Source organism: Streptomyces flavovariabilis (assembly GCF_000725785.1).
Lineage (GTDB): Bacteria > Actinomycetota > Actinomycetes > Streptomycetales > Streptomycetaceae > Streptomyces > Streptomyces hawaiiensis.
The window spans coordinates 74,962-96,694 of record NZ_JNXD01000026.1 but is presented as its reverse complement, the minus strand read 5'-3'; the positions used below and the strand labels follow the sequence as shown (position 1 = coordinate 96,694).

22 protein-coding genes and 1 pseudogene are annotated in these 21,733 nt (G+C 71.4%); 8 read left to right on the top strand and 15 right to left on the bottom strand.

Annotation, left to right across the window (positions count from 1 at the left end):
• A pseudogene (locus IO24_RS44730) lies at positions 1-99 on the top strand (IS481 family transposase); the annotation flags it as partial.
• Between the two features lie 223 nt (positions 100-322).
• Here IO24_RS44730 and IO24_RS0134550 read toward each other — a convergent pair.
• From IO24_RS0134550 to IO24_RS0134540, 3 genes are all read right to left on the bottom strand, one after another.
• Positions 323-1,156 (bottom strand): pectate lyase, encoded by an 834-nt coding sequence (locus IO24_RS0134550; protein WP_031142841.1) that lies wholly within the window; start codon positions 1,154-1,156, stop codon positions 323-325.
• Between the two features lie 85 nt (positions 1,157-1,241).
• On the bottom strand, positions 1,242-2,093 hold the full coding sequence (locus tag IO24_RS0134545; protein WP_031142838.1) for a hypothetical protein: 852 nt from the start codon (positions 2,091-2,093) through the stop codon (positions 1,242-1,244).
• Positions 2,090-2,689, bottom strand: coding sequence for a SigE family RNA polymerase sigma factor (locus tag IO24_RS0134540; RefSeq protein ID WP_031142835.1), 600 nt, complete (start codon positions 2,687-2,689; stop codon positions 2,090-2,092). Before IO24_RS0134540 ends, IO24_RS0134545 begins: the two co-directional genes overlap by 4 nt.
• A gap of 270 nt (positions 2,690-2,959) precedes the next feature.
• Here IO24_RS0134540 and IO24_RS0134535 point away from each other — a divergent pair, with 270 nt between their 5' ends.
• The gene (locus tag IO24_RS0134535; protein WP_031142832.1) at positions 2,960-4,417 is read left to right on the top strand and encodes an NCS2 family permease; all 1,458 of its coding nucleotides are present in this window, start codon (positions 2,960-2,962) and stop codon (positions 4,415-4,417) included.
• 74 nt (positions 4,418-4,491) lie between these two features.
• On the opposite strand, the gene IO24_RS0134530 is transcribed toward IO24_RS0134535, so the two are convergent.
• The 6 genes from IO24_RS0134530 to IO24_RS0134505 all read right to left on the bottom strand — a co-directional run bounded on the left by IO24_RS0134530 (position 4,492) and on the right by IO24_RS0134505 (position 10,280).
• A complete protein-coding gene (locus tag IO24_RS0134530; protein WP_031142829.1) occupies positions 4,492-5,949 on the bottom strand; it encodes a peptidoglycan D,D-transpeptidase FtsI family protein in 1,458 nt (485 codons plus the stop codon).
• A gap of 75 nt (positions 5,950-6,024) precedes the next feature.
• Positions 6,025-6,687 carry a response regulator gene (locus IO24_RS0134525; protein ID WP_031142826.1) on the bottom strand — a complete coding sequence of 221 codons (663 nt, stop codon included), beginning with the start codon at positions 6,685-6,687 and terminating at the stop codon, positions 6,025-6,027.
• Complete coding sequence (locus IO24_RS0134520; protein ID WP_031142823.1) at positions 6,684-7,937, bottom strand: sensor histidine kinase; 1,254 nt, start codon at positions 7,935-7,937, stop codon at positions 6,684-6,686. The genes IO24_RS0134525 and IO24_RS0134520 overlap by 4 nt, the downstream gene beginning before the upstream one ends.
• On the bottom strand, positions 7,934-8,941 hold the full coding sequence (locus IO24_RS0134515; protein WP_031142819.1) for a hypothetical protein: 1,008 nt from the start codon (positions 8,939-8,941) through the stop codon (positions 7,934-7,936). The genes IO24_RS0134520 and IO24_RS0134515 overlap by 4 nt, the downstream gene beginning before the upstream one ends.
• An 88-nt stretch (positions 8,942-9,029) precedes the next feature.
• On the bottom strand, positions 9,030-9,503 hold the full coding sequence (locus tag IO24_RS0134510; protein ID WP_031142817.1) for a GNAT family N-acetyltransferase: 474 nt from the start codon (positions 9,501-9,503) through the stop codon (positions 9,030-9,032).
• A 3-nt stretch (positions 9,504-9,506) separates the two neighbouring features.
• Positions 9,507-10,280: an IclR family transcriptional regulator gene (locus IO24_RS0134505; protein WP_031109054.1), complete on the bottom strand. Its 774-nt coding sequence runs from the start codon at positions 10,278-10,280 to the stop codon at positions 9,507-9,509.
• A gap of 132 nt (positions 10,281-10,412) precedes the next feature.
• Here IO24_RS0134505 and IO24_RS0134500 point away from each other — a divergent pair, with 132 nt between their 5' ends.
• From IO24_RS0134500 to IO24_RS0134480, 5 genes are all read left to right on the top strand, one after another.
• Complete coding sequence (locus tag IO24_RS0134500; protein WP_078899476.1) at positions 10,413-11,942, top strand: aldehyde dehydrogenase (NADP(+)); 1,530 nt, start codon at positions 10,413-10,415, stop codon at positions 11,940-11,942.
• Between the two features lie 106 nt (positions 11,943-12,048).
• A complete protein-coding gene (locus IO24_RS0134495; protein ID WP_031142812.1) occupies positions 12,049-12,657 on the top strand; it encodes a DUF1349 domain-containing protein in 609 nt (202 codons plus the stop codon).
• Between the two features lie 46 nt (positions 12,658-12,703).
• Complete coding sequence (locus tag IO24_RS0134490) at positions 12,704-13,198, top strand: GNAT family N-acetyltransferase (protein ID WP_031142810.1); 495 nt, start codon at positions 12,704-12,706, stop codon at positions 13,196-13,198.
• A 74-nt stretch (positions 13,199-13,272) separates the two neighbouring features.
• Positions 13,273-13,989, top strand: coding sequence for a DsbA family oxidoreductase (locus tag IO24_RS0134485; RefSeq protein ID WP_031142808.1), 717 nt, complete (start codon positions 13,273-13,275; stop codon positions 13,987-13,989).
• Positions 13,990-14,085: 96 nt separating this feature from the next.
• Entirely contained in the window at positions 14,086-15,138 is a 1,053-nt protein-coding gene (locus tag IO24_RS0134480) for an aminotransferase class V-fold PLP-dependent enzyme (RefSeq protein WP_031142806.1), read from the top strand.
• Between the two features lie 84 nt (positions 15,139-15,222).
• Here IO24_RS0134480 and thpD read toward each other — a convergent pair whose 3' ends face one another.
• The 6 genes from thpD to IO24_RS0134450 form a co-directional block, all read right to left on the bottom strand.
• On the bottom strand, positions 15,223-16,131 hold the full coding sequence (gene thpD / locus IO24_RS0134475) for an ectoine hydroxylase (protein WP_031142804.1): 909 nt from the start codon (positions 16,129-16,131) through the stop codon (positions 15,223-15,225).
• Between the two features lie 7 nt (positions 16,132-16,138).
• The gene (locus tag IO24_RS0134470; protein ID WP_031142802.1) at positions 16,139-16,537 is read right to left on the bottom strand and encodes an ectoine synthase; all 399 of its coding nucleotides are present in this window, start codon (positions 16,535-16,537) and stop codon (positions 16,139-16,141) included.
• A 39-nt stretch (positions 16,538-16,576) separates the two neighbouring features.
• The gene (gene ectB / locus IO24_RS0134465; RefSeq protein WP_031142800.1) at positions 16,577-17,848 is read right to left on the bottom strand and encodes a diaminobutyrate--2-oxoglutarate transaminase; all 1,272 of its coding nucleotides are present in this window, start codon (positions 17,846-17,848) and stop codon (positions 16,577-16,579) included.
• Between the two features lie 59 nt (positions 17,849-17,907).
• Entirely contained in the window at positions 17,908-18,414 is a 507-nt protein-coding gene (gene ectA / locus IO24_RS0134460) for a diaminobutyrate acetyltransferase (RefSeq protein WP_031142798.1), read from the bottom strand.
• Between the two features lie 339 nt (positions 18,415-18,753).
• Positions 18,754-19,290 carry a DinB family protein gene (locus IO24_RS0134455; protein WP_031142796.1) on the bottom strand — a complete coding sequence of 179 codons (537 nt, stop codon included), beginning with the start codon at positions 19,288-19,290 and terminating at the stop codon, positions 18,754-18,756.
• Positions 19,291-19,347: 57 nt separating this feature from the next.
• Positions 19,348-20,469, bottom strand: coding sequence for a pyridoxal-phosphate-dependent aminotransferase family protein (locus IO24_RS0134450; RefSeq protein ID WP_234335339.1), 1,122 nt, complete (start codon positions 20,467-20,469; stop codon positions 19,348-19,350).
• 113 nt (positions 20,470-20,582) lie between these two features.
• Between IO24_RS0134450 and IO24_RS0134445 the strand changes: the two genes are divergently transcribed.
• On the top strand, positions 20,583-21,674 hold the full coding sequence (locus IO24_RS0134445) for an amidohydrolase family protein (protein WP_031142792.1): 1,092 nt from the start codon (positions 20,583-20,585) through the stop codon (positions 21,672-21,674).
• Positions 21,675-21,733 lie beyond the last annotated feature (59 nt).

Below are 21,733 nucleotides of genomic sequence, written 5' to 3'. Positions count from 1 at the left end.
GACTTCCTCCACACCTACAACCACCACCGCTGCCACACCGCACTCGCAGGCCAGCCACCCATCACCCGCGTCAACAACGCTGCGGGTCAATACACCTAGAGCCCGCCGCTTCGGCCCGGGTACGGCGACGCCCCCGCCGGTGCGAAGCGGCGGGGGCGCCCTGCCGACCGGCCGAGGGGGGCTCGGCCGGTCACGTCCGGCCGTCCGGAGGGGGCTCCGGAGGGCCGTGGTGCCGGGACGTCCGACTGGGGGGCCGGACACCCGGCGTTCCGGCCGGCCCAAGGGGGGACGAGGGCCAACCGGAGTCACAGGGGGGCAGGCCCTACTGGTAGCTGATGTCGGAGGCCTTGAACTTGCAGCTCTTGCCGTCCGGGCCGGGCGGCGTCAGCTCCTTGGGCTCCTTGCCCGTGTTGTTGCCCTCGAAGCGCACACACGTCTTGATCTTCTTCTTGCTGTCGCCGTGGATGCGGATCTTCGACAGCGTCGCCGTGTCGCCGTAGTTGGCGTTCACCCCGACGATCGAGTTCATCGGCGCCGTCACGTCGATGTCGCTGAGCACGATCGTGCGCTTGTGCTGCGTCTTGCAGTTGCCGCAGGAGCGGACCAGCTTGCCGGCGTTCTGAACCTGGAAGCCCGACACGTTCAGGGTGCCGGCGCCGTTGAACTGCAGCACCTTGTCGTCGGCGTTCTTCGCGCCGCCGCCGATCACCTTGTACACCGCGGACGAGGACTTGCCCTTGAAGCTGGCCGCGTCCTCGCCGACGTCCGTCCACCACACGTTCTGCAGCGTGCAACTGCCCTTGCAGTGCACGCCGTCCGCCGCCGGGGTGCCGATGATGACGTTCTTGAGGACGGCGCCGTCGGCCAGCTCGAAGAGCGGGCGCTGGCCCTCGTCCTGGCTGCCGCCGCCGAGCGCGCCGGTGCCGTAGAACATCTTCATCCCGCCGTCGCGCACGCCGGAGACCGGGATGGTCTCGGACACGGGCGTCTTGCCCTTGTCCGTGGGCCAGGAGGACGCGGCGCCCGCCGTCGACAGCATCGACGTGGTGACGATCGCCGCACCCGTGATGCCGAACGCGGACACCGCGGCGATCACGGCCCTCCGCTTGGTGACCCTGCGGCGGTGACGGACGCGCTGTTCTGCTGGTGCAGTCATGTACTGATTCCTCAGCTGGGTGGTGACTCTTGCGCATACTGGTCGCCACCGGTGAGGGAAGAGTTGCCGCCTCTTCAGAAATTTTTCACGAGTCGCCGTCACCGTCGTCCACGGCGGCGAAGCCACCGCCCACCGACAGCTGCCGCGAACCGGCCGTGGCCGTCACCGCGTAGGCGTCCTCCCGCGCGTCGCGGCCGCCGCGGGCGTGGTCGAACTGGCCGGCGAACACCCACTCGCCCGCTGGGACGGAACGGCCCTGTCTGAGGGTCCAGGTGTAGACGAGGAAGCCGTCCTGCTCGGCGACCGTGAGGGTGAAGTCGTTCTCGGGCAGGGAGCGCCAGGCGCCGGCGTCGGAGACCCCGCCGGTCTGGGCCACCTTCAACCGCACGGTCAGCGCGGTCAGTTGCTCGCGGATCTTGAGGGTGACGTTGCTCTGCGCCCAGAAGTCGTTGCTGTGCGGGTCGACCGAACCGTCCGACCACAGCGGGCCGTCCTCGGTGGCCGCGGGCGGCCGCTCGGTGGCCGGAGCGCTCGGCGTCCTCGACGGCGGCGGGCCGGACTCGCGGTGCTCGGGCGACCGGCTCGGCGCCGGCTCCACCGGTGCCGGAGGTACGGGGGCCCGGCTCGTCGCCTCCGGGGACGGCGTGGGCGTCGGCGACGTCGCCACTTCCTGCTGCTGCGGGGCGGTTTCGTCCTTCACCGCCGATGCCACCGCGTAACCGCCCACCGCCAGCACACCGGCGACCGCGGCCGTCGCCCCCGCGACCCGCATCCAGCCGAACACCGGCGGACGCGTCGCCCGGTGGCCGGAACCGGCCGGACCGGCCATGCCGCGCTCGACCCGGGCCAGCATGCGCTCCCGGTCGGGCTCGTGCGCCCCGGCCGCCTCGCGCAGCCGGGTGCGCAGCTCCTCGTGCACGTCCCGCCGCATGGTCATCGGTCCCTCCCTCCGCCCTCGCCGGTGCGCACGCCCTCCACGGCGGGCGAGCGGCGGGGAGCGACCAGCGCCGCGTGCATCCGCTGCGGCACTCCCTGCGTCCCCAGCAACCGCTGGAGTTCGGCCATTCCCTTCGAGGTCTGGCTCTTCACCGTACCCACCGACACACCGAGTGCCAGCGCGGTGTCCTTCTCCGACAGGTCGAACGCGTGCCGCAGCACCACACAGGCCCGCTTGCGGAACGGCAGCCTGCGCAAGGCCTCCTGCACGTCGACCACGCCCGCGATGTCCGGGTTCTCGGTGTTCTCCTCGCGCTGCGACCAGAACAGGGCGATCCGCCGCCGCTCGCGTACCGCGCTGCGGATGCGGGTGCGGGCGAGATTGGCGACCACACCGCGCGCGTACGCCGCCGGATGGTCGGCCGCGCGCACCCGGTCCCAGCGGTGCCACAGCGCCAGCAACGCGTCCGCCGCCAGGTCGTCGGCGGTGTCCGGCTCGCCCGTCAGCAGGTGGGCGAGGCGGGACAGTTCGGCGTAGTGGCGCTCGAAGAAGGCGTGGAACTCCACGGAGGCGGCGTCGTCGACGACTGTGCCCACGGGCGACCTCTCCTCGCAGCGGCTACGGGCGTTCCCGGGCGGGGCACCCTGTGGCTGTCATGTAGATGACATGTGATCATCCGGGGGAGGCCCGGACGAGATCGGGAAGCGTAGCAGCGATCGTCAGATGGTTCGTACGGAGCTTCGAACGGCGTATGGCAGGCCGGACTCTGATTCCGTAACACGGAGAAAACCTGAACAGGGTTCGACGCAGGCACAATCCGGCCAGCATCCGCACACCGATCACCCAGGTACCGAGGAGCACGCGTCATGTCCGAACCACAGCGGGTCACCGACCGGCCGCCCACCACCCCACCCCCGGCGAACAGCGTCGACCGGTTCTTCCGGATCTCCGAGCGGGGCTCCACCTTCGGCCGGGAGATCCGCGGCGGCTTCGCCACCTTCTTCACGATGGCCTACATCCTTGTCCTGAATCCCATCATCCTGGGCAGCGCGAAGGACAAGTTCGGGCACCAGCTGGACGCCGTCCAACTCACCACCGCCACCGCCCTGGTGGCCGCGGTCATGACGATCATCATGGGCGTGGGCGGCAACCTGCCCCTCGCGCTGGCCGCCGGACTCGGCCTGAACGCGGTGGTCGCCTTCCAGATCGCCCCGCTGATGAGCTGGGACGACGCGATGGGCCTGATCGTCCTGGAAGGCCTGCTGATCTGCGTGCTGGTGGTGACCGGTCTGCGCGAGGCCGTCATGCACGCGATACCCCAGCCGCTCAAGCAGGCGATCAGCGTCGGCATCGGCCTGTTCATCGCCTTCATCGGCTTCGTCGACGCCGGGTTCGTCAGCCGCATCCCGGACGCCGCGAACACCACCGTGCCCGTTCAGCTGGGCGGCACCGGCACCCTCGCCGGCTGGCCCATGCTCGTCTTCTGCCTCGGCGTGCTGCTGACGATCGGACTGCTCGCCCGCAAGGTCAAGGGCGCCATCCTGATCAGCATCGTCACCATGACCGCCCTGGCGATCGCCATCAACGCCGCGGCCGACATCAAGTCCTGGGGCCTGACCACACCCTCCTGGCCGGACCGGCTCGTCGACGCCCCCGACTTCGGGCTCATCGGCGACTTCGACCTGTTCGGCGCCTTCAGCGCCCCCGGCGTCGGCGTCATCACCGTCGTCCTGCTGATCTTCACCCTGATCCTGTCCGACTTCTTCGACACCATGGGCACGGTCGTCGGCATCAGCGCCGAGGCGGGCCTGCTGGACGAGGAGGGCAAGGTCCCCAACCTCGGCCGGGTGCTGCTGATCGACGGTGCCGCGGCGGTCGCGGGCGGTGCGGCCTCCGCCTCCTCCGCGACCTCCTACATCGAGTCGGCGGCCGGTGTCGGCGAGGGCTCGCGCACCGGCTTCTCCAACCTCGTCACCGGCGGCCTGTTCGGCCTCGCGCTGTTCCTGACCCCGCTGCTCACCATCGTCCCGCTCCAGGCGGCCGCCCCGGCCCTGGTCGCCGTCGGCTTCCTGATGATGACCCAGGTCAAGCACATCGACTGGGACCGGTACGACATCGCCATCCCCGCGTTCCTCACCATCGCCGTGATGCCGTTCACCTACTCCATCACCAACGGCATCGGCGCCGGCTTCCTCGCCTACGTCGTCATCAAGACCGTGCTCGGCAAGGCCAAGGAGGTGCACTGGCTGCTGTGGGGGACCTCGGCGCTGTTCCTCGTGTACTTCGCGATCGACCCGATCGAGCAGCTCCTGGGAGCGAAGTGACGAAGACGGGCCGCCCCCGGGGGGAAGGGGGCGGCCCGTCTCGTCTGTACAGACGGCTCATGGACGGCTGAGGTTCAGTCCTTCAGCGCCGCTTCCATCATCGCCTTGGCGACCGGCGCCGCCAGGCCGTTGCCGCTGACCTCCGAGCGGGCCGCGTCCGACTGCTCCACGACGACCGCCACGGCGACCTCCTTGCCCGACGAGTCGGACTTGCCGTACGAGGTGAACCAGGCGTACGGCACCTGGCTGTTGTTCTCGCCGTGCTGGGCCGTGCCCGTCTTGCCGCCCACGGTCGCTCCCGGCACCTGGGCGTTGGTGCCCGTGCCCTGGTCCACGACCGTCTCCATCGCCGACTGCAGCTGCTCGGCGGTCGACGAACTGACGATCTCCTTCGTGCCCGCGTCGTCGCCGTAGTCGTGCAGCACATCACCGCCGCTGTTGGTGATCTGCGAAACCATGTGCGGCGACACCAGCTTGCCACCGTTGGCTATGGCCGACGACACCATGGCCATCTGCAACGGGGTGGCGGTGACGTCGAACTGGCCGATGCCCGTCAGGGCCGTCTGCGACGGGTCCATGTCCGACGGGTACACGCTGGTGTAGGCCCGGACCGGCACGTCCAGCCTGTCGTCGTCGAAGCCGAACTTGTCGGCCATCGCCTTCACCTTGTCCTGGCCCAGTTTCACGGCCATCTTCGCGAAGACGTTGTTGCACGAGTACTCCAGCGCCCTGCGGATCGTGGCGTTCGTGCAGGGCGCGTTCGGGTTCTCGTTCGTCAGGTCCCGGGTGGTGCCCGGCAGTGTGTACGGGTCGGGGCTGTCCGTCTTCTCGTCCACCGACGAGTACAGTCCGTCCTCCAGCGCGGCCGCCGCCACGACCAGCTTGAATGTCGAACCGGGCGGCAGCGGCTGTCGCAGCGCGCGGTTGACCAGCGGCTTTTCCGGGTCGGAGGTGAGCTTCTGCCAGGCCTTCCCCGCCGTGTTGGCGTCGGTCAGCGAGGAGGGGTCGTACGACGGTGTCGACACGACCGCGAGGATCTTCCCGGTCTTCGGGTCGATGGCGACGGCGCCGCCCTTCTTGTCGCCGAGCGCCTCGTAGGCCGCCCTCTGCACGTCCGGGTCGATGGTCGTGACCACGTTGCCCGGCTCGGCCCGCTGGTTGGTGAGGGTGTCGAGCACGGACTTCAGCCGGCTGTCCGTGCCGTTGAGCAGGTCGGTGTAGATGCCCTCCAGTTGAGTCGGGGCGTACGCCTGGGACGCGTATCCCGTCACCGCCGCGTACAGCGGGCCGTCCGTGTACGTCCGCTTGTACTTCAGGTCGCCCGTCTTCGTCGGCGCCGAGCCGGTGACCGACCGGCCGCCCACGATGATGTTCCCGAGCGGCGCCGAGTACGTCTCGATCGCGTTCCGCCGGTTGTCCTTGTCGTCTGCCAGCGCCCGGCCCTCGTAGAACTGCACCCAGGTCGCCCTGACCAGCAGAGCCAGCACCAGGAGCAGTGCGAACGCCGAAGCGCGCCTGATCGTCTTGTTCATCGCGAACTGAAGGACGAGCCACACCGGGCGGAACGTTCCCGTCCGTCCTGGTTTCTCATCCGGCGGGCCGGTTTCTCATCCGCCGTTCAGAAAGCCCGCCTCGTACGCCGCGATCACCGCCTGGGTGCGGTCCCGGGTGCCGGTCTTGGCCAGGATCGCCGCGACGTGCGACTTCACCGTGGCCGGGCCGACCTCCATCCGGCGGGCGATCTCCGCGTTGGTCAGTCCGTGCGCCAGGTGCCGCAGCACCTCCCGCTCGCGTCCGGTGAGCTTCGCCACCCAGGCGGGCGGCGCCGGCTGCGTACGGGCGTGCGCGGTCACGAGGGTGCGCACGGCCGCCGGGAACAGCAGGCTGTCGCTGCGCGCGACCAGCCGGACCGCCTGCACGAGCGCGTCGGCGTCCGCCCGCTTCAGCAGGAACCCGGCGGCACCGGCCCGCAGCGCGTCGTACACGTAGGAGTCGTTCTCGAAGGTCGTCACGACGACGATCCGGGGCGGCACGTCCAGGGTGGCGAGGATCTGCTCGGTGGCGCGGATCCCGTCGGTCTCCGGCATCCGGACGTCCATGAGGACGACGTCCGGCCGCAGCTCCCGGACGACCGACACCGCCTCCGCGCCGGTCGCCGCCTCGCCCACCACCTCCAGGTCCGGCTCGGCGGACAGGATGGCGCGCAGCGCGGTGCGCACCATGCGTTCGTCGTCGGCGAGGACGACACGGACGGTGGCCGGGCGGGTCATACGGGTCCTCTCATCGGCAGGCGGGCGTGCAGCCGCCAGGTCTGCGCAGTGGTCGGTCCGGCCGTCGCGGTCCCGCCCAGCAGCCTGGCCCGGTCCGCGATGCCGCGCAGCCCGTGACCGCCACCGGTGCGGGAGGGTGCCGGGCCGGTCACCGGGTTCTCCACGGTGATCTCCAGGCCTCCGCCCGTCACCGCGATCCGCACCTCCACGCCGGCCCCTTCACCGGCGTGTTTGAGGGCGTTGCTGAGCCCCTCCTGCACGATGCGGTAGGCCTCGCGGGACAGTAGCGGGGGCAGCGCCTCCGGGTCGGCGTCCACGGTGGCGCGCACACGATGTCCGCCCGCCCGGGTGCGGCGCAGCAGCCCGTCGAGGTCGGCGGCGAGGGTGGGTGCCGGGGCCGTGCCGGGGGCGTCGCCCTCGCGCAGCACACCCAGTACGGCGTCCAGTTCGCCGACCGTGCGCCGGGTCGTGTCCTCGATCGCGGCGAGCGCCTCGCGGACGAACTCCGGATCGGAGTCGAGGACCCGGCGGGCCGCCCCGGCCTGCAGCGTGACCGCGCTCAGGGCGTGGCCGACGGAGTCGTGCAGCTCCCGCGCCAGCCGGTTGCGCACGGCCAGGTCGGCGGCCCGTGCCTCGGCGGCGGCGAGCCGCTCCCGGGGCGTGGGGCCGAGCAGCGGCACGGCCCAGCGGGCCAGCAGCGCACCGCAGCCCGCCGCACAGCCGGCCAGGGCTGGCAGCGACGCCACGCCCGCGACCGGGGCGAGCGCCAGGACCCAGGTGTGGTCGAAGACCTCGGGCAGTCCGAGCCGGCCGCCGCGCAGTGCGGCGACGGCCGGCAGCACGATCAGCACGGCGGCGAACGGCGGCAGCGCCAGCGACATCCCCGCGATGATCCCGCCGAACCCGAGATGCAGCGTGAACCAGGCCGCCGTACGCCCCTTCTCGCCCCGCGTCCCGGCGGGCCCGAACGCGAGCCGGTCCGCCTCCACACCGCACAGCCAGCGCACGGCGGCCGACTCCAGCGGCCGGGTGAGCGGGAACAGCGAGGTGACGGCGGCGATCGGCAGGCCCACGCCGAACGACGCGAGCTGGAGGGGGAAGGACCCGAAGACGTCCGTGGCACCGGTGGCCGGACCGATGATCACCGAGCCGACCAGGACGTACGGCATGGCCAGCGCGCCGCCGAGGATCAGATGGATCCAGCGCAGACGCGCCCGCCGGCCGAACAGCGACCGGGCGACTCCGCTCACGCGGACCGCCGCGCGGCCCCGGCCGAGCGCTCCGCGAAGTGGTAGGCGCCGATGGCGGCGACGAGGAGGCCGACGAGCATCTGTCCAGCGTAGGCGAGGTTCATCAGCGGCGTGGGGCGGTCGGCGAGGTCCGCCACGCCGCCGACGGAGGCCAGCGACAGCCAGCCGCCCCAGCAGGCCACGGCACCCGAGCCGATCCAGGCGAGAGCGAGCGGCACCGCCACGGGCAGGGCCCGGCCGCGCCGGAAGGACAGCAGCACGGCACCGGTGACCGCCGCGAGGAGGAACACGGCGAACAGGGCCTGAAGGACGGAGAACTCGCCGCCCCGCTCCGCCGCCCGGCCCTCGCCGAGCCCGGCGAAGACACCTCCGGCCCAGAGGGCGTGGAGAGTGAGCGGCGGCAGGGCGAGCACGGCGGCGGCCACGGCGAGGACCCGGTGGGCCGGACCGACGGCACCCACGGGCAGATCGCCCACCCGCCCACGCCACAGGTGCCCCCAGCGGTCCCTCGCGTAGAGCACGAAGAGGCCGCCGAGAGCGAGCCCCTGCACGATGAACCCCGTGTACACGACGGCGAACACCCACTCGTCCAGGAAGGCCTCCCGGCCTGCGGACGAGGCGCCGCCTCCGCCGAACGCCCTCACCGCCAGCTGCGCCGGAAACCCGGCCATGACCGGCGCGAGCAGCCCGGTCGCGACCCACACGGGGAACGCGAGCAGCCACGCGGGCACCCGCAGCCCCCACGGCCGGGTCAGCACCAGCGCCAGCACGATCACCGCGCTGTCCAGCAGCATCGTCAGACCGTTGACGACGGCCATGGTGAGGCGGTCGTCGAGCAGCGAGCTCCCCCCGGGGATCCCGAGGCGACTCCCGGCGATCCAGGCGGCCTTGAGTGTGAGGTAGGGCCCACAGGAGACGACGGCGACGGCTCGGAGGATCCGCCGCGGGCGGTCGGCGCGGACGGCGGGGCCGGGAGCGGCCGGGGAATCGAACGACTGCGTCATGCGATCAGGCTCCCGCGGGGGAGGCCGCCGGCACCTCCTGCCCGGCGACGATCCGCCTCCGCCGGGCGGGGGAGAGGTCCGGGCCCGCTCAGCCCTCCAGGAGGAGCACCGTCTCGTCGATCTCGGCGCCCCGGGCCGGGGCGAACCCCTGGGCCGTCGCCACCATCCGGAACCCGCACTTCTCCAGCACGCGCAACGACCCCGCGTTGTCGGACGCCGCCCGCGCGTACAGCGGGCGCTCCGGCACCTCGGCGAGCAGCGCCCGCAGGGCCACGGTGGCGATGCCCTTTCCCCAGTACGCGCGGTCGATCCAGTACGTCACCTCGCGCTCACCGGGCACCCCGTACACCGCCGCGCTGCCGACCACGTCACCGTCGGCCAGGACCGTACGGGCGATGACGTCGGGCGAGGAGCGCATCCGGGACCAGCGGGTGTCGAAGGCGGCCCGGTCGGCCGGATCCTCCGGGGTGAACGCCGCCAAGTGCAGGGACTCGGGGTCGTTCAGCTGCCGGTAGAAGACCGGCAGATCGCTGTCGTGAACCTGGCGCAGCTCGACGTTCATGCCTCAGAGCCTACGGGTGGCCAGTGTCAGCCGGTCCCGCGCGTCGAAGAGCGCGTCCTTCACCAGCTGTTCGTGCGCAGGGGTCAGCCGGGCCACCGGCACCGAGCAGCTGATCGCGTCCCGCGCCGGGGTGCGGTACGGGATCGCCACCCCGAAGCAGCGCAGTCCCAGCGTGTTCTCCTCGCGGTCCACGGCGAAGCCCTGCTCCCGCACCTGGCGCAGTTCCTCGATGAGCTTCTCCCGGTCGGTGATGGTGTGCTCGGTCAGCGCGGGCAGCGTCTCGGGGAGCATCTTGCGGACCTGCTCGTCGGAGTAGGTGCTCAGCAGCGCCTTGCCGAGGGACGTGGAGTGCGCGGGCAGCCGGCGGCCGACCCGGGTGAAGGGCCGCAGGTAGTGCTGCGACTGGCGGGTGGCCAGGTAGACGACGTTGGTGCCGTCGAGGCGGGCGAGGTGGATCGTCTCGGTCGTGTCGTCCGAGAGCCGGTCCAGTGTCGGGCGGGCCGCCGCGACGACCTCGTCACCGTCGATGTACGAGGTGCCGACCAGCAGGGCCCGCACCCCGATGCCGTACCGCGTGCCCGTCGCGTCCGTCTCCACCCAGCCCAGCTCGACCAGGGTGCGCAGCAGCATGTAGAGGCTGGACTTGGGATATCCGACGGCCTCCTGGACCGCCGCGAGGGAGTGCATGCCGGGGCGTCCGGCGAAGTACTCGAGCAGTTCAACCGTTCGTACCGCGGACTTGACCTGCGCCCCGCCGCCCGTCTCGCCAGCCGACATCGCCCTTGACCCCTTCGTTGGACGCGAAATAGTCTCCACATCATATTCATCATCAGAGACAGCGTTCAGTATATCGAACGCCCCTGGTGAATGACCCAGTACTGCGGCAATACATGTGTGGAGGGACCCGCGGTGGCAGCAGCACCAGTCTGGAGTGTCGACCCCCGAACCGGGAAGCAGCGGGAACAGGTTGCGGTGGAGGCCACAACCCAGGAGGTGGACACCGCCGTCCGTGCCGCGCACGCGGCACGCGGCGCCCTCGCCGACCGCACGGTCCGCGCGGCCTTCCTGCGCACCGCCGCGGACGAGCTTCAGGCGGCCAAGGACGGTCTCGTCGAGACCGCCGACGCCGAGACCGCGCTCGGCCCGGTCCGGCTGACCGGCGAGCTCGCCCGCACCTGCTACCAGCTGCGGGCCTTCGCGGACATCGTCGACGAGGGCGCCTTCCTCGACGTCGTCATCAACCACCCCGACGACACGGCGACCCCGCCGATCCCGGACCTGCGCCGCTACAAGGTGCCGCTGGGCGTCGTCGCCGTGTACTCGGCGTCGAACTTCCCCTTCGCCTTCTCCGTCGCGGGCGGCGACACCGCGAGCGCCCTCGCGGCCGGCTGCCCGGTCGTCGTCAAGTCCCACCCCGACCACCCGGCCCTGTCCGAGTACGTCGCCAAGGTGCTGCGCCGCGCCGCCGCCCGGCACGACATCCCCGAGGGCGTCGTGGGCCTGGTCCACGGCTTCGAGGCGGGCGTCGAGCTGATCAAGCACCCGCTGGTCTCGGCGGCCGGCTTCACCGGGTCGGTGCGCGGTGGCCGTGCCCTCTTCGACGCGGCGGCCGCCCGCCCGGTCCCGATCCCCTTCCACGGTGAGCTGGGCTCGCTGAACCCGGTCGTCGTCACGGAGGCCGCCGCCGCCGAGCGGGCCGAGGCGATCGGTGCGGGACTCGCCGGTTCCATGACCCTGGGCGTCGGCCAGTTCTGCGTGAAGCCCGGCCTCGTCCTCGCGCCGGCCGGCGCCGCCGGTGACGCCCTGCTGAAGTCCCTGACCGACGCCGTCAGCGACACCGACTCCGGGGTGCTGCTCGACCACCGCATGCGCGACAACTTCGTGGCCGGCGTCGCCGAGCGGGCCGGGCTGCCCGACGTCGACTCCCCGGTCACCCCGGGCGCGGGCGGCGAGCACACCGTCAGCGCGGGCTTCCTCACGGTGCCGGCGAGCAGGCTGGCGGCGGAGGGCGAGCACGACCTGCTCCTGGAGGAGTGCTTCGGGCCGGTCACCGTGGTGGCCCGCTACGAGGACGAGACCGAGGTGAAGGCGGTGCTGTCGCGGCTGCCGGGCAACCTGACGGCGACGGTGCAGCTGTCCGAGGAGGAGGCGGCGGGGCAGGGCCGTGGCGCCGAGATCCTCGCGGAGCTGACGCCGCTGGCCGGGCGCGTGCTGGTGAACGGCTGGCCGACGGGGGTCGCCGTCGCGCCGGCCCAGCATCACGGCGGGCCGTACCCGGCCACGACGTCCACGTCGACGTCGGTCGGTGGTACGGCGATCGAGCGGTGGATGCGGCCCGTCGCGTACCAGAACGCGCCCGAGGCGCTGCTGCCGGCGGAGCTGCGGGACGAGAACCCGCTGGGGCTGCCGCGGCGGTTCAACGGGCGACTTGAGCGTTGATCGGGTAGCGCCGTAGGGGTGCGGTGAGTTGCGGGCTGCCGGTTCGTCGTGGCTTGTCGCGCAGTTCCCCGCGCCCCTGGAGGCCGGACCTGAAAGAGTTGGTCGAATGGATCTGGAACTTTCCGAACTTCCCTTCGGCCTGCGTACTTATGGGCCCGACGGCCATTGGGCCTACGAGGACGGCGTGCTCTCCGGGTGGGCCGGACCCCGGCAGGACCGGTTCGTGCCGCCCACCGGTGAGGGACTGGACCCCGCCTCCGACGCGCCGCGGCTGCTCGGGGCGCCCGAAGGGGACTTCCAGCTGATCGCCCGGGTCACGGTGGGGTTCGGTGCGGCCTTCGACGCGGGCGTGCTCTACGTCCATGTCGGGGAACGGGCCTGGGCCAAGCTCTGCCTGGAGTACTCCCCGGACGTCCCCACCGTCTGCACGGTGGTGACCCGGGGCCACTCCGACGACGCCAACTCCTTCACGGTGGACGGCAGTTCCGTCTGGCTCCGGGTCAGCCGTACCGGCCGCGCCTTCGCCTTCCACGCCTCCCGCGACGGCGAACGCTGGACCTTCGTCCGCCTCTTCACCCTCGGCGGCGAGAAGGAGACGGACGCGGCCCTGGTCGGCTTCATGACCCAGTCCCCGATGGGGGACGGCTGCGTGGTGACGTACGACCACATCGAGTTCATGCCGTCCTGGCCGAACGATCTGCGCGACGGCAGCTGAGGTCGCGCCGGGAACCGCTTCCCGGCGCGAGCACGTCATCGGTTCCATGATCGGAGACCGAGTGACGTCAGGCCGTGTGATCCGTACCGTCCTGCCCGCCGAGGTGGCGGACGTGGTCGCGCTGCACGCCCGGGCCCGGGCGACGTACTACCCCGGCGGAGTGCCGCAGGACGGCACCGACTGGACCGCCTCCTGGCGCAGCGCCCTCGCCCGGCCCGACGGCCGTGTGCTGTGCGTCGTGGAGGCGGGCCGCATCATCGGCCTGGCGTCGTTCCGCACCCCCGAAGGCGGCCCGGCGGACACGGTGAAGCTGTTCCAGTTCCACGTCGACCCCGACCACTGGCGCGGCGGCGTCGGCACCGCGCTGCACGCGGCCTGCGTCGAGGAGTGGCAGGCCGACGGCACGCGTACGGCCGTGCTCGAGGTGCACGTGGACAACCGGCGGGCGCAGGCGTTCTACCGGCGGCAGGGATGGGTCGCGGAGCCGGCCGGGCCGGGGCATCACCACCTGCGGATGCGGTTCGCGCCGGCCAGGGAATGAAGTCCGCTGCTTGAACGTTCATGCACTCGATGGAGAGAGCCTCCGAACCCGTACGACCTGGAGAGAGCCGAGACATGCGCGTCGAGATCTGGAGCGACATCGCCTGCCCCTGGTGCTACGTGGGCAAAGCCCGCTTCGAGAAGGCGCTGCGGGACTTCCCGTACCGCGACGAGGTCGAGGTGGTGCACCGCTCCTTCGAGCTGGACCCCGGCCGGGCCAAGGACGACATCCAGCCCGTGATCACGATGCTCACCAAGAAGTACGGGATGAGCCCCGCACAGGCCGAGGCCGGCGAGGACAACCTGGGCGCCCAGGCCGCCGCCGAAGGGCTCGACTACCGCACCCGGGGCCGCGACCACGGCAGCACCTTCGACATGCACCGCCTGCTCCACTTCGCCAAGGAGCAGGGCCGCCAGGAACGGCTCCTCGACCTGCTCTACCGGGCCAACTTCGCCGAGGAGCGCTCCGTCTTCGCCGACGACGAGCGGCTGGTGGAGCTCGCCTCGGCCGCCGGGCTGGACGCGGAGGCCGTGCGCGCGGTGCTCGCCGACCCGGGTGCGTACGCCGACGAGGTCCGCGCCGACGAGCGCGAGGCCGCACAGCTCGGGGCGAGCGGCGTGCCGTTCTTCGTCCTCGACCGCAAGTACGGCGTCTCCGGCGCCCAGCCCGCCGAGGTCTTCGCCCAGGCCCTGACCCAGGCGTACGGCGAGCGTCCGCAACTGAAGATCGTCGACAGCGGCGACGGCGCGGACGCCTGCGGCCCGGACGGCTGCGCCGTGCCCCAGCGCTGAAACGCCCAGCTCGGAGCGCATCCATAAGCGCTCCTTAGCGGCCTCACGCAGAAATCGGCAATGGACGGGGAGATCCGGGGGACGCACAGTGGTCCCATGGAGACCTTCGAGAACCTCGTCCGTGCCGAGTTCACCCCGAAGCAGACCTTCCTCAACACCGCCAGCAACGGGCTCCTGCCCGCCCGTACCGTCAGCGCCGTCCAGCAGGCGGTGCGGATGCGCGCAGAGGGCACGCCCCTGGGTCCCCTGTACGAGGACGTGGAGGCCGCCCGCGCCTCCTTCGCGCGGCTGGCGGGAGTTCCGGCCGAGCGCGTCGCGACCGGGGCGTCGGTCGCCGAGTACGGCGGGCTGATCGCCGCCGCGCTGCCCGCCGGTGCCGAAGTCCTCACGGCGGAGGGCGATTTCGCGTCACTGGTGAACCCGTTCCATATGCGCGGCGACCTCAAGGTGCGTGCCGTGCCCCTGGAACGGCTCGCCGAGTCCGTCCGCCCCGGCACCGCGCTCGTCGCGGTCAGCGCCGCCCAGTCCGCCGACGGCCGCCTCGCCGATCTGCCCTCGGTGCGCGAGGCGGCCCGGGCGCACGGTGCCCGCACCTATGTTGACGCCTCCCAGTCGGCCGGCTGGCTGCCGATGGACGCCGACGCCGACGACTTCCTCGCCGCCGTCGGATTCAAGTGGCTCCTGGGCCCGCACGGGGCCTCGTTCTTCGTCGCCCCGCCGGACTTCGGCGGGCTCGCACCGCTGCTCGCCGGCTGGGTCGCGGGGGAACGCCCCTGGGACAGCTGCTACGGCCCCGTCGAGGAACTCGCCCACTCCGCGCGGCGGTTCGACGTCAGCCCCGCCCTGTTCACCTACGCCGGGCTGCGCGCCTCACTGGAGCTGCTGGAGGAGATCGGCGTCGACGTCGTGCACGCCCACGACGTCGGTCTCGCGAACCGCTTCCGCACCGGGCTCGCCGGGCTGGGCCACGAGCCGGTGCCCGCACCCGGCTCGGCGATCGTGTCCGTGCCGGGGCTCGGCCACCGGCAGGGCGAGCTGAGCCGCGCGGGCATCCAGGTGTCCGACCGGGCGGGGAATCTGCGGGCGGCGTTCCACCTCTACAACACCCCGGCGGACGTCGACCGTCTCCTGGAGGTCCTGGCGGCATGACAAAACCGGGTGGGGCCTCCCGTCCCACACGAGGAGGCCCCACCCGGCAGCTGTGTCATCCGGTCACTTCACCGACGGGAGCGGTCACCGCACCGGCGTGAAGTCCCGCGCCCCGATGAACTCCGGCCGCCGCACCGGCGCCGCGAACGGTTCCACCGCCGTGTTCTCCACGCTGTTGAACACGATGAACACGTTGCTGCGCGGGAAGGGCGTGATGTTGTCGCCGGAACCGTGCATGGCGTTGCAGTCGAACCAGGTCGCCGACCCGGCCTTGCCCGTGAACAACTTGATGCCGTGCTGCGTGGCCAGCTGGGTCAGCGCCTCGTCGGAGGGCGTGCCCGCGTCCTGCATCTGCAGCGACTTCTTGTAGTTGTCCTTCGGCGTTTCCCCCGCACACCCGAGGAACGTCTTGTGCGACCCCGGCATGATCATGAGTCCGCCGTTGGTGTCGTAGTTCTCGGTCAGCGCGATCGAGACCGACACCGTGCGCATCCGCGGCAGGCCGTCCTCCGCGTGCCACGTCTCGAAGTCCGAGTGCCAGTAGAAGCCACTGGCGCCGAACCCCGGCTTGACGTTGATCCGCGACTGGTGGACGTACACGTCCGAGCCGAGGATCTGCCGCGCCCGTCCGACGACCCGCTCGTCGCGGACCAGCCGGGCGAACACCTCGCTGATCTTGTGCACCTCGAAGACCGTGCGGATCTCCTTGGACTTCGGCTCGACGATCGACCGCTCGTCGGCACGCATGTCCGGGTCGTGCACCAGCCGGTTCAGCTCGTTCCGGTAGACCGCGACCTCGTCCTCGGTGATGAGCTCGTCGATGGCCAGGAAGCCGTCACGCTCGAAGGACAGCAGGTCGGCCGGGGCGACCGGGCCCGGGGCGTCGGGTGCGCCCCAAACGACCGGGTCCTGGCGCGGGGTCACTGCCTCGGCGGCACCGCGACTGGGATAGAGGTCCGGGATGGCGGTGGTGGTCTCGGTGGTGGCGGTCATGGAAACGTCACACCTCCTCGGTGAGCAGCGGGTATACGCCGTTCTCGTCGTGGTCCTCCCGTCCGGTCACGGGCGGGTTGAACACGCAGAGGCAGCGGAAGTCCTGCTTGACCCGCAGCGTGTGCCTCTCGTGCCCGTCCAGGAGGTACATGGTGCCGGGCGTGATGGTGTGCTTCTGCCCGGTCTCGTGGTCGGTCAGCTCGGCCTCGCCCTCCACGCAGACGACGGCCTCGATGTGGTTCGCGTACCACATCGACGTCTCCGTACCCGCGTACAGGACTGTCTCGTGCAGGGAGAAACCCACCTTCTCCTTGGCGAGGACGATGCGCTTGCTCTCCCACGTACCGGACGCGGCCTTCACGTGCCGGTCGGTACCTTCGATCTCCTTGAACGAACGGACAATCACGGTGCTGCGATGCCTCCTAGATGGGTGGTGCTCGGTTGGTCAGGCGGTTTCTCGGACGGCGCGGGCCAGCATGCTCAGGCCCTCGTCCAGTTCCTCCGGCGTGATGGTGAGGGCGGGAAGCAGCTTCACGACCTCGCTCTCCGGGCCGGACGTCTCGATGAGCAGTCCGAGCTCGAAGGCGCGCTTGGCGATCCTGCCCGCGCGCTCCTTGTCGTGGAACTCCAGGCCCCACACCAGGCCGCGGCCCCGGTACTCCTTGACGTCCGCCAGGTTCTCCTCGGTGATGGAGATCATGGCCTGCTCGACCTGCTCGCCGCGCTTGCGGGTCTGCTTCTCCATCGCGGAACCGTCGGCCCAGTACGTCTCCAGGGTCGCGGTGGCCGTGACGAACGCGGGGTTGTTGCCGCGGAAGGTGCCGTTGTGCTCGCCGGGCTCCCAGACGTCGAGCTCGGGCTTGAACAGGCACAGCGACATGGGCATGCCGTAGCCGCTGATCGACTTGGAGACGGTGACGATGTCCGGCACGATGCCCGCCTCCTCGAAGGAGAAGAAGGCGCCGGTACGGCCGCAGCCCATCTGGATGTCGTCGACGATCAGCAGCATGTCCTGCCGTTCGCACAGCTCGGACAGGGCACGCAGCCACTCGGGCCGGGCCACGTTGATGCCGCCCTCGCCCTGCACGGTCTCGACGATCACGGCGGCCGGCTTGTTCAGGCCGGAGCCCTGGTCCTCCAGCAGTCGCTCGAACCACAGGAAGTCCTCGACCGTGCCGTCGAAGTAGTTGTCGAACGGCATCGGGGTGCCGTGCACCAGCGGGATGCCGGCGCCGGCCCGCTTGAAGGCGTTGCCGGTCACGGCCAGCGAGCCCAGCGACATGCCGTGGAAGGCGTTGGTGAAGGACACGATCGACTCACGCCCCTTCACCTTCCGCGCCAGCTTCAGCGCGGCCTCCACGGCGTTGGTGCCGGTCGGGCCGGGGAACATGACCTTGTACGGCAGGTCGCGCGGGCGCAGCAGCAGGTTCTGGAAGGCCTCCAGGAACGTGCGCTTGGCGGTGGTCGACATGTCGAGCCCGTGCGTGACGCCGTCCCGCTCCAGGTAGTCGATCAGCGCGCGTTTCAGCACGGGGTTGTTGTGCCCATAGTTCAGTGACCCGGCTCCGGCGAAGAAGTCGAGGTACTCATGGCCGTCCTCGTCGTACATGCGGCTGCCCACCGCACGGTCGAAGACGGTGGGCCAGCCGCGGCAGTAGCTGCGCACCTCGGACTCGACGGTCTCGAAGACGCTCAGGTCGGGCTGGGTGATGGTCACGACGAATCGCTCCTCGGTACGTGGGGGAAGTCTGCGGGAGTGGGGTGGGGCGGGAAGTCTCAGTGGGGCAGCGGGCCGATGCGGTACAGCACCTCTGCGTCGTGCGGCCCGTCGGGGAACAGGCCCGCGTCGAACAGCACCTCGCGCTCCAGCCGCGCGCCGTGACGCTCGGCGAACGACGTGAACAGGCGCTCCGACGCGGTGTTGCCCGGGGTGATGGTGGTCTCCACCGTCGTCACCCCGAGCTCGTCCGCGGTCCGTGCGACGAGGCCGTCGAGCAGCGCGGCGGCCAGTCCGCGCCCGCGGTGGGCCTCGTCCACCGCCACCTGCCAGACCAGCAGGGTGCGCGGGCTGTCCGGCCGCACGTACCCGGTGATGAAACCCATCGGCTCGCCGTGCTCGTCACGGGCGACGGCCGATGTGGCGGCGAAGTCCCGGCACCACAGCAGATAGCTGTAGGACGAGTTCAGGTCGAGAACCTTCGAGTCCTTCGCCATCCGCCAGAGTGCGGCTCCGTCAGCCACCGTGGGGCGGTCGATTTGCGGATCTGCTTGTACGGCAGTCATGCGAATTGAACTTACCCAGCCAAATGCAAAATTGCATCGTCGATAGGGGTTACATATGCGCCTCGTCTGTGTTATCAGGCGAGCGCGAGTGTTCCTGCATGATGGAGGCGGTATGCCCGATATTGCCCGGGAAATACCGGGCAAAGCGGTCACAGTGTGTAACGCGTCACAGCCGTGTAACCCCCACGAGATCTGCCCGAATTTCCCCTCCGGGCGTCCTCAAAATCTACGCGTTTAGGAACGGGAAAAGCGGGCAGAAGAATAGGGCAACCTGTTCTTGAAAGAATTCTTAATTGTGCGCCAGCTTACATGTGGGATGTTCCGGATAGCGCGAGGAATTCAAGCCCCGGTCACTCCGTCGATACGCTCCCGCAGGAGATCGGCGTGACCGTTGTGCCGTGCGTACTCCTCGATCATGTGGATGAGCACCCAGCGCAGGCTGACCTCCATCCCGGGCACCGGCCCCTCGGCGACCCGCCCGATGTGGTCCAGCGGCAGCCCGGCGCACAGCTCCCGCCCCCGCGCGATCTCCCGCCGCCAGATCCCGAGCGCCTCGTCGAGCCCCCGCGCCGGATCCAGCGCATAGCCGGTCGCGTCCCCGAACACCGGCGGTACGGTGAGCCCGCCGGCCACCCGCTGGAACCAGTTCCGCTCGACCTCGGCGAGGTGCTGCACCAGCCCGAGCAGGGTCAGCGGCGACGGCTCGGCCGCCGCGATCCGCGCCTGCGCGTCGTCCAGACCGGCGCACTTCAGCTCCAGCGTGGCCCGGTGGAAGTCCAGCCAGCTCTCGAGCATGGCCCGCTCGTCACCGGTGAGGCGGGGCACGGGGCGGCCGTCGGGGAGGGCCGGGGGATCAGCGGATGTGTCAGTGGTCATACGCGGAGCTTCGCACGGGGCACTGACAACGGTGCCCCGGCGCGGCTCGGCCGGGGACTACCGCCACGCCTCCTCGGCGGCCCGCAGCGCCCCCTCCACGTCGACCGGCAGGCCCGCCTCGGACAGTGCCGCCCCCAGCGCCGCCAGACTCGCCCGCACAGCCCCGGGCGTCGCATCCGCGCCGTAGTGGTTGACCCGGATCATCTCCTTGGCCAGCGCACCCCCACCCGCGGCCAGCGGCACCGCCGGATCCGCCTCCACCGCCCGCCGGACCAGCTCCGACGCCACCACCCCGGACGGCGCCCGCAGCGTCGTGGCGACGGGCGCCGCGTCCCGCTCCTCGTACACGTACGGCTCCAGCCCGCCACCGAGTGCGACCGTCCCGGCCCGGGTCGCCGCCGCGGCGGACGCGTGCCGGGCCATCACGGCGTCCAGCCCCGCCGCCTCGATCCGCTCCACGCACGCCTCCAGGGCCAGCATCTCCAGCTGCGCCGGCGCATGCAGCAGCGCCCTGCGGCCACCGTCGATCCACCGCTCCTTCCAGTCGAGGAGCGACAGATACGACCGGCGCGGAGCCCCGGGGTTCGCCGCCATCCGGGCCCAGGCCCGCTCGCTCACCGACACCGCCGACACCCCGGCCGGACCGCCCATCGCCTTCTGCGCCCCGATCACACACAGGTCCACGCCCCACGCGTCCGGCAGCACCGGCTCGGCCCCGACCGACGCCACGGCGTCCAGATAGAACAGGGCACCGTGCTCGCGCACCACCTCGCCGATCTCCGCGACGGGGTTGGTGTTGCCGGTCGCCGCCTCCGCGTGCACCAGGGACACGAAGTCGATCCGCGGGTGTTCGGTGAAGGCCTCGCGGATCTGCTCGGCCGTCACCGCCGTGTGGAAGGGCACGGCCAGGTCGATCACCGTGGCACCGCAGTCCCGCAGCCAGTCGCCGAACGTCTGCCCGTACGGCCCCGTGACGACGTTCAGCGCCGTCGTACCCGGACCGGCCGCGGCGCGGATCGCGCCCTCCAGCGGCAGCAGCGCCTCGCCCTGCATGATCACGACGTCCTGCCGGGTGCTCAGCAGCCGCGCCACACGGTCCTCGATCGCGGCGAAGCGGTCCGCGCCGAGCGGGGCCAGGTCCAGAAACGGATGCGTCACGGCAGTGCTCTCTTCACTCACAGCAGGTTCGATCGCATCGAGGGTAACCGGCGGCCCTCGCGCCCCTGCGCGGCACGTCCCGCGGACACCGGCCCCCTTCGAGTCCCGCCGGGCGGCTCATTAAGGTGCGGTGCATGAGCGATCGCACGGTGCTGCACGTGAAGGGACGGGTGCTCGTCGGACCCGAGGACGTCCGCGACGAGCTGTGGGTGGTCGACGGCCGCATCTCCTACGACCGTCCCGCCGGGGCCCGCGACATCCGCACCATCGTCGGCTGGGCCCTGCCCGGCCTCGTCGACGCGCACTGCCACGTCGGACTCGACCGGCACGGCCCGGTCCCCGAGGACGTCGCCGAGAAGCAGGCACTGACCGACCGGGACGCGGGCACGCTGCTCATCCGCGACGCCGGCTCGCCCTCCGACACCCGCTGGATCGACGACCGCGAGGACCTGCCGAAGATCATCCGCGCCGGGCGGCACATCGCCCGCACCCGCCGCTACATCCGCAACTACGCCTGGGAGATCGAACCGGAGGACCTGGTCGCCTACGTGGCCCAGGAGGCCCGGCGCGGCGACGGCTGGGTCAAGCTGGTCGGCGACTGGATCGACCGCGACCTCGGCGACCTGTCGGCCTGCTGGCCCCGCGGGGCCGTCGAGGCGGCGATCGCCGAGGCCCACCGCCTGGGCGCGCGCGTGACCGCGCACTGCTTCGCGGAGGACTCCCTCAAGGACCTCGTCGAGGCGGGCATCGACTGCATCGAACACGCGACGGGCCTGACCGAGGACCTCGTCCCGCTGTTCGCCGAACGCGGCGTGGCCATCGTGCCGACCCTGGTCAACATCGCCACCTTCCCGCGGCTCGCCGACGGCGGCGAGGCCCGGTTCCCCCGCTGGTCGGCCCATATGCGCAGGCTCCACGAACGGCGCTACGACACCGTGCGCAACGCCTACGACGCCGGGATCCCCGTCTTCGTCGGCACCGACGCCGGCGGCGGCCTGGCGCACGGCCTCGCCGCCGCCGAGGTCGGCGAACTCGTCACCGCCGGCATCCCGTCCGTCGAGGCCCTCGCCGCGGGCACCTGGACGGCCCGCACCTGGCTCGGCCGCCCCGGGCTCGACGAGGGCGCCCCGGCCGACCTCGTCGTCTACGACGAGGACCCCCGGGCCGACGTACGGGTGCTGACGTCGCCCCGCCGGGTGGTGCTGAACGGGCGCGTGGTCGGGTAGGCCCGTGGTCGGGCAGGGCCTCTTCGAGGTCCGACCGGTGGGGCCCCGGCCGCCCGGGT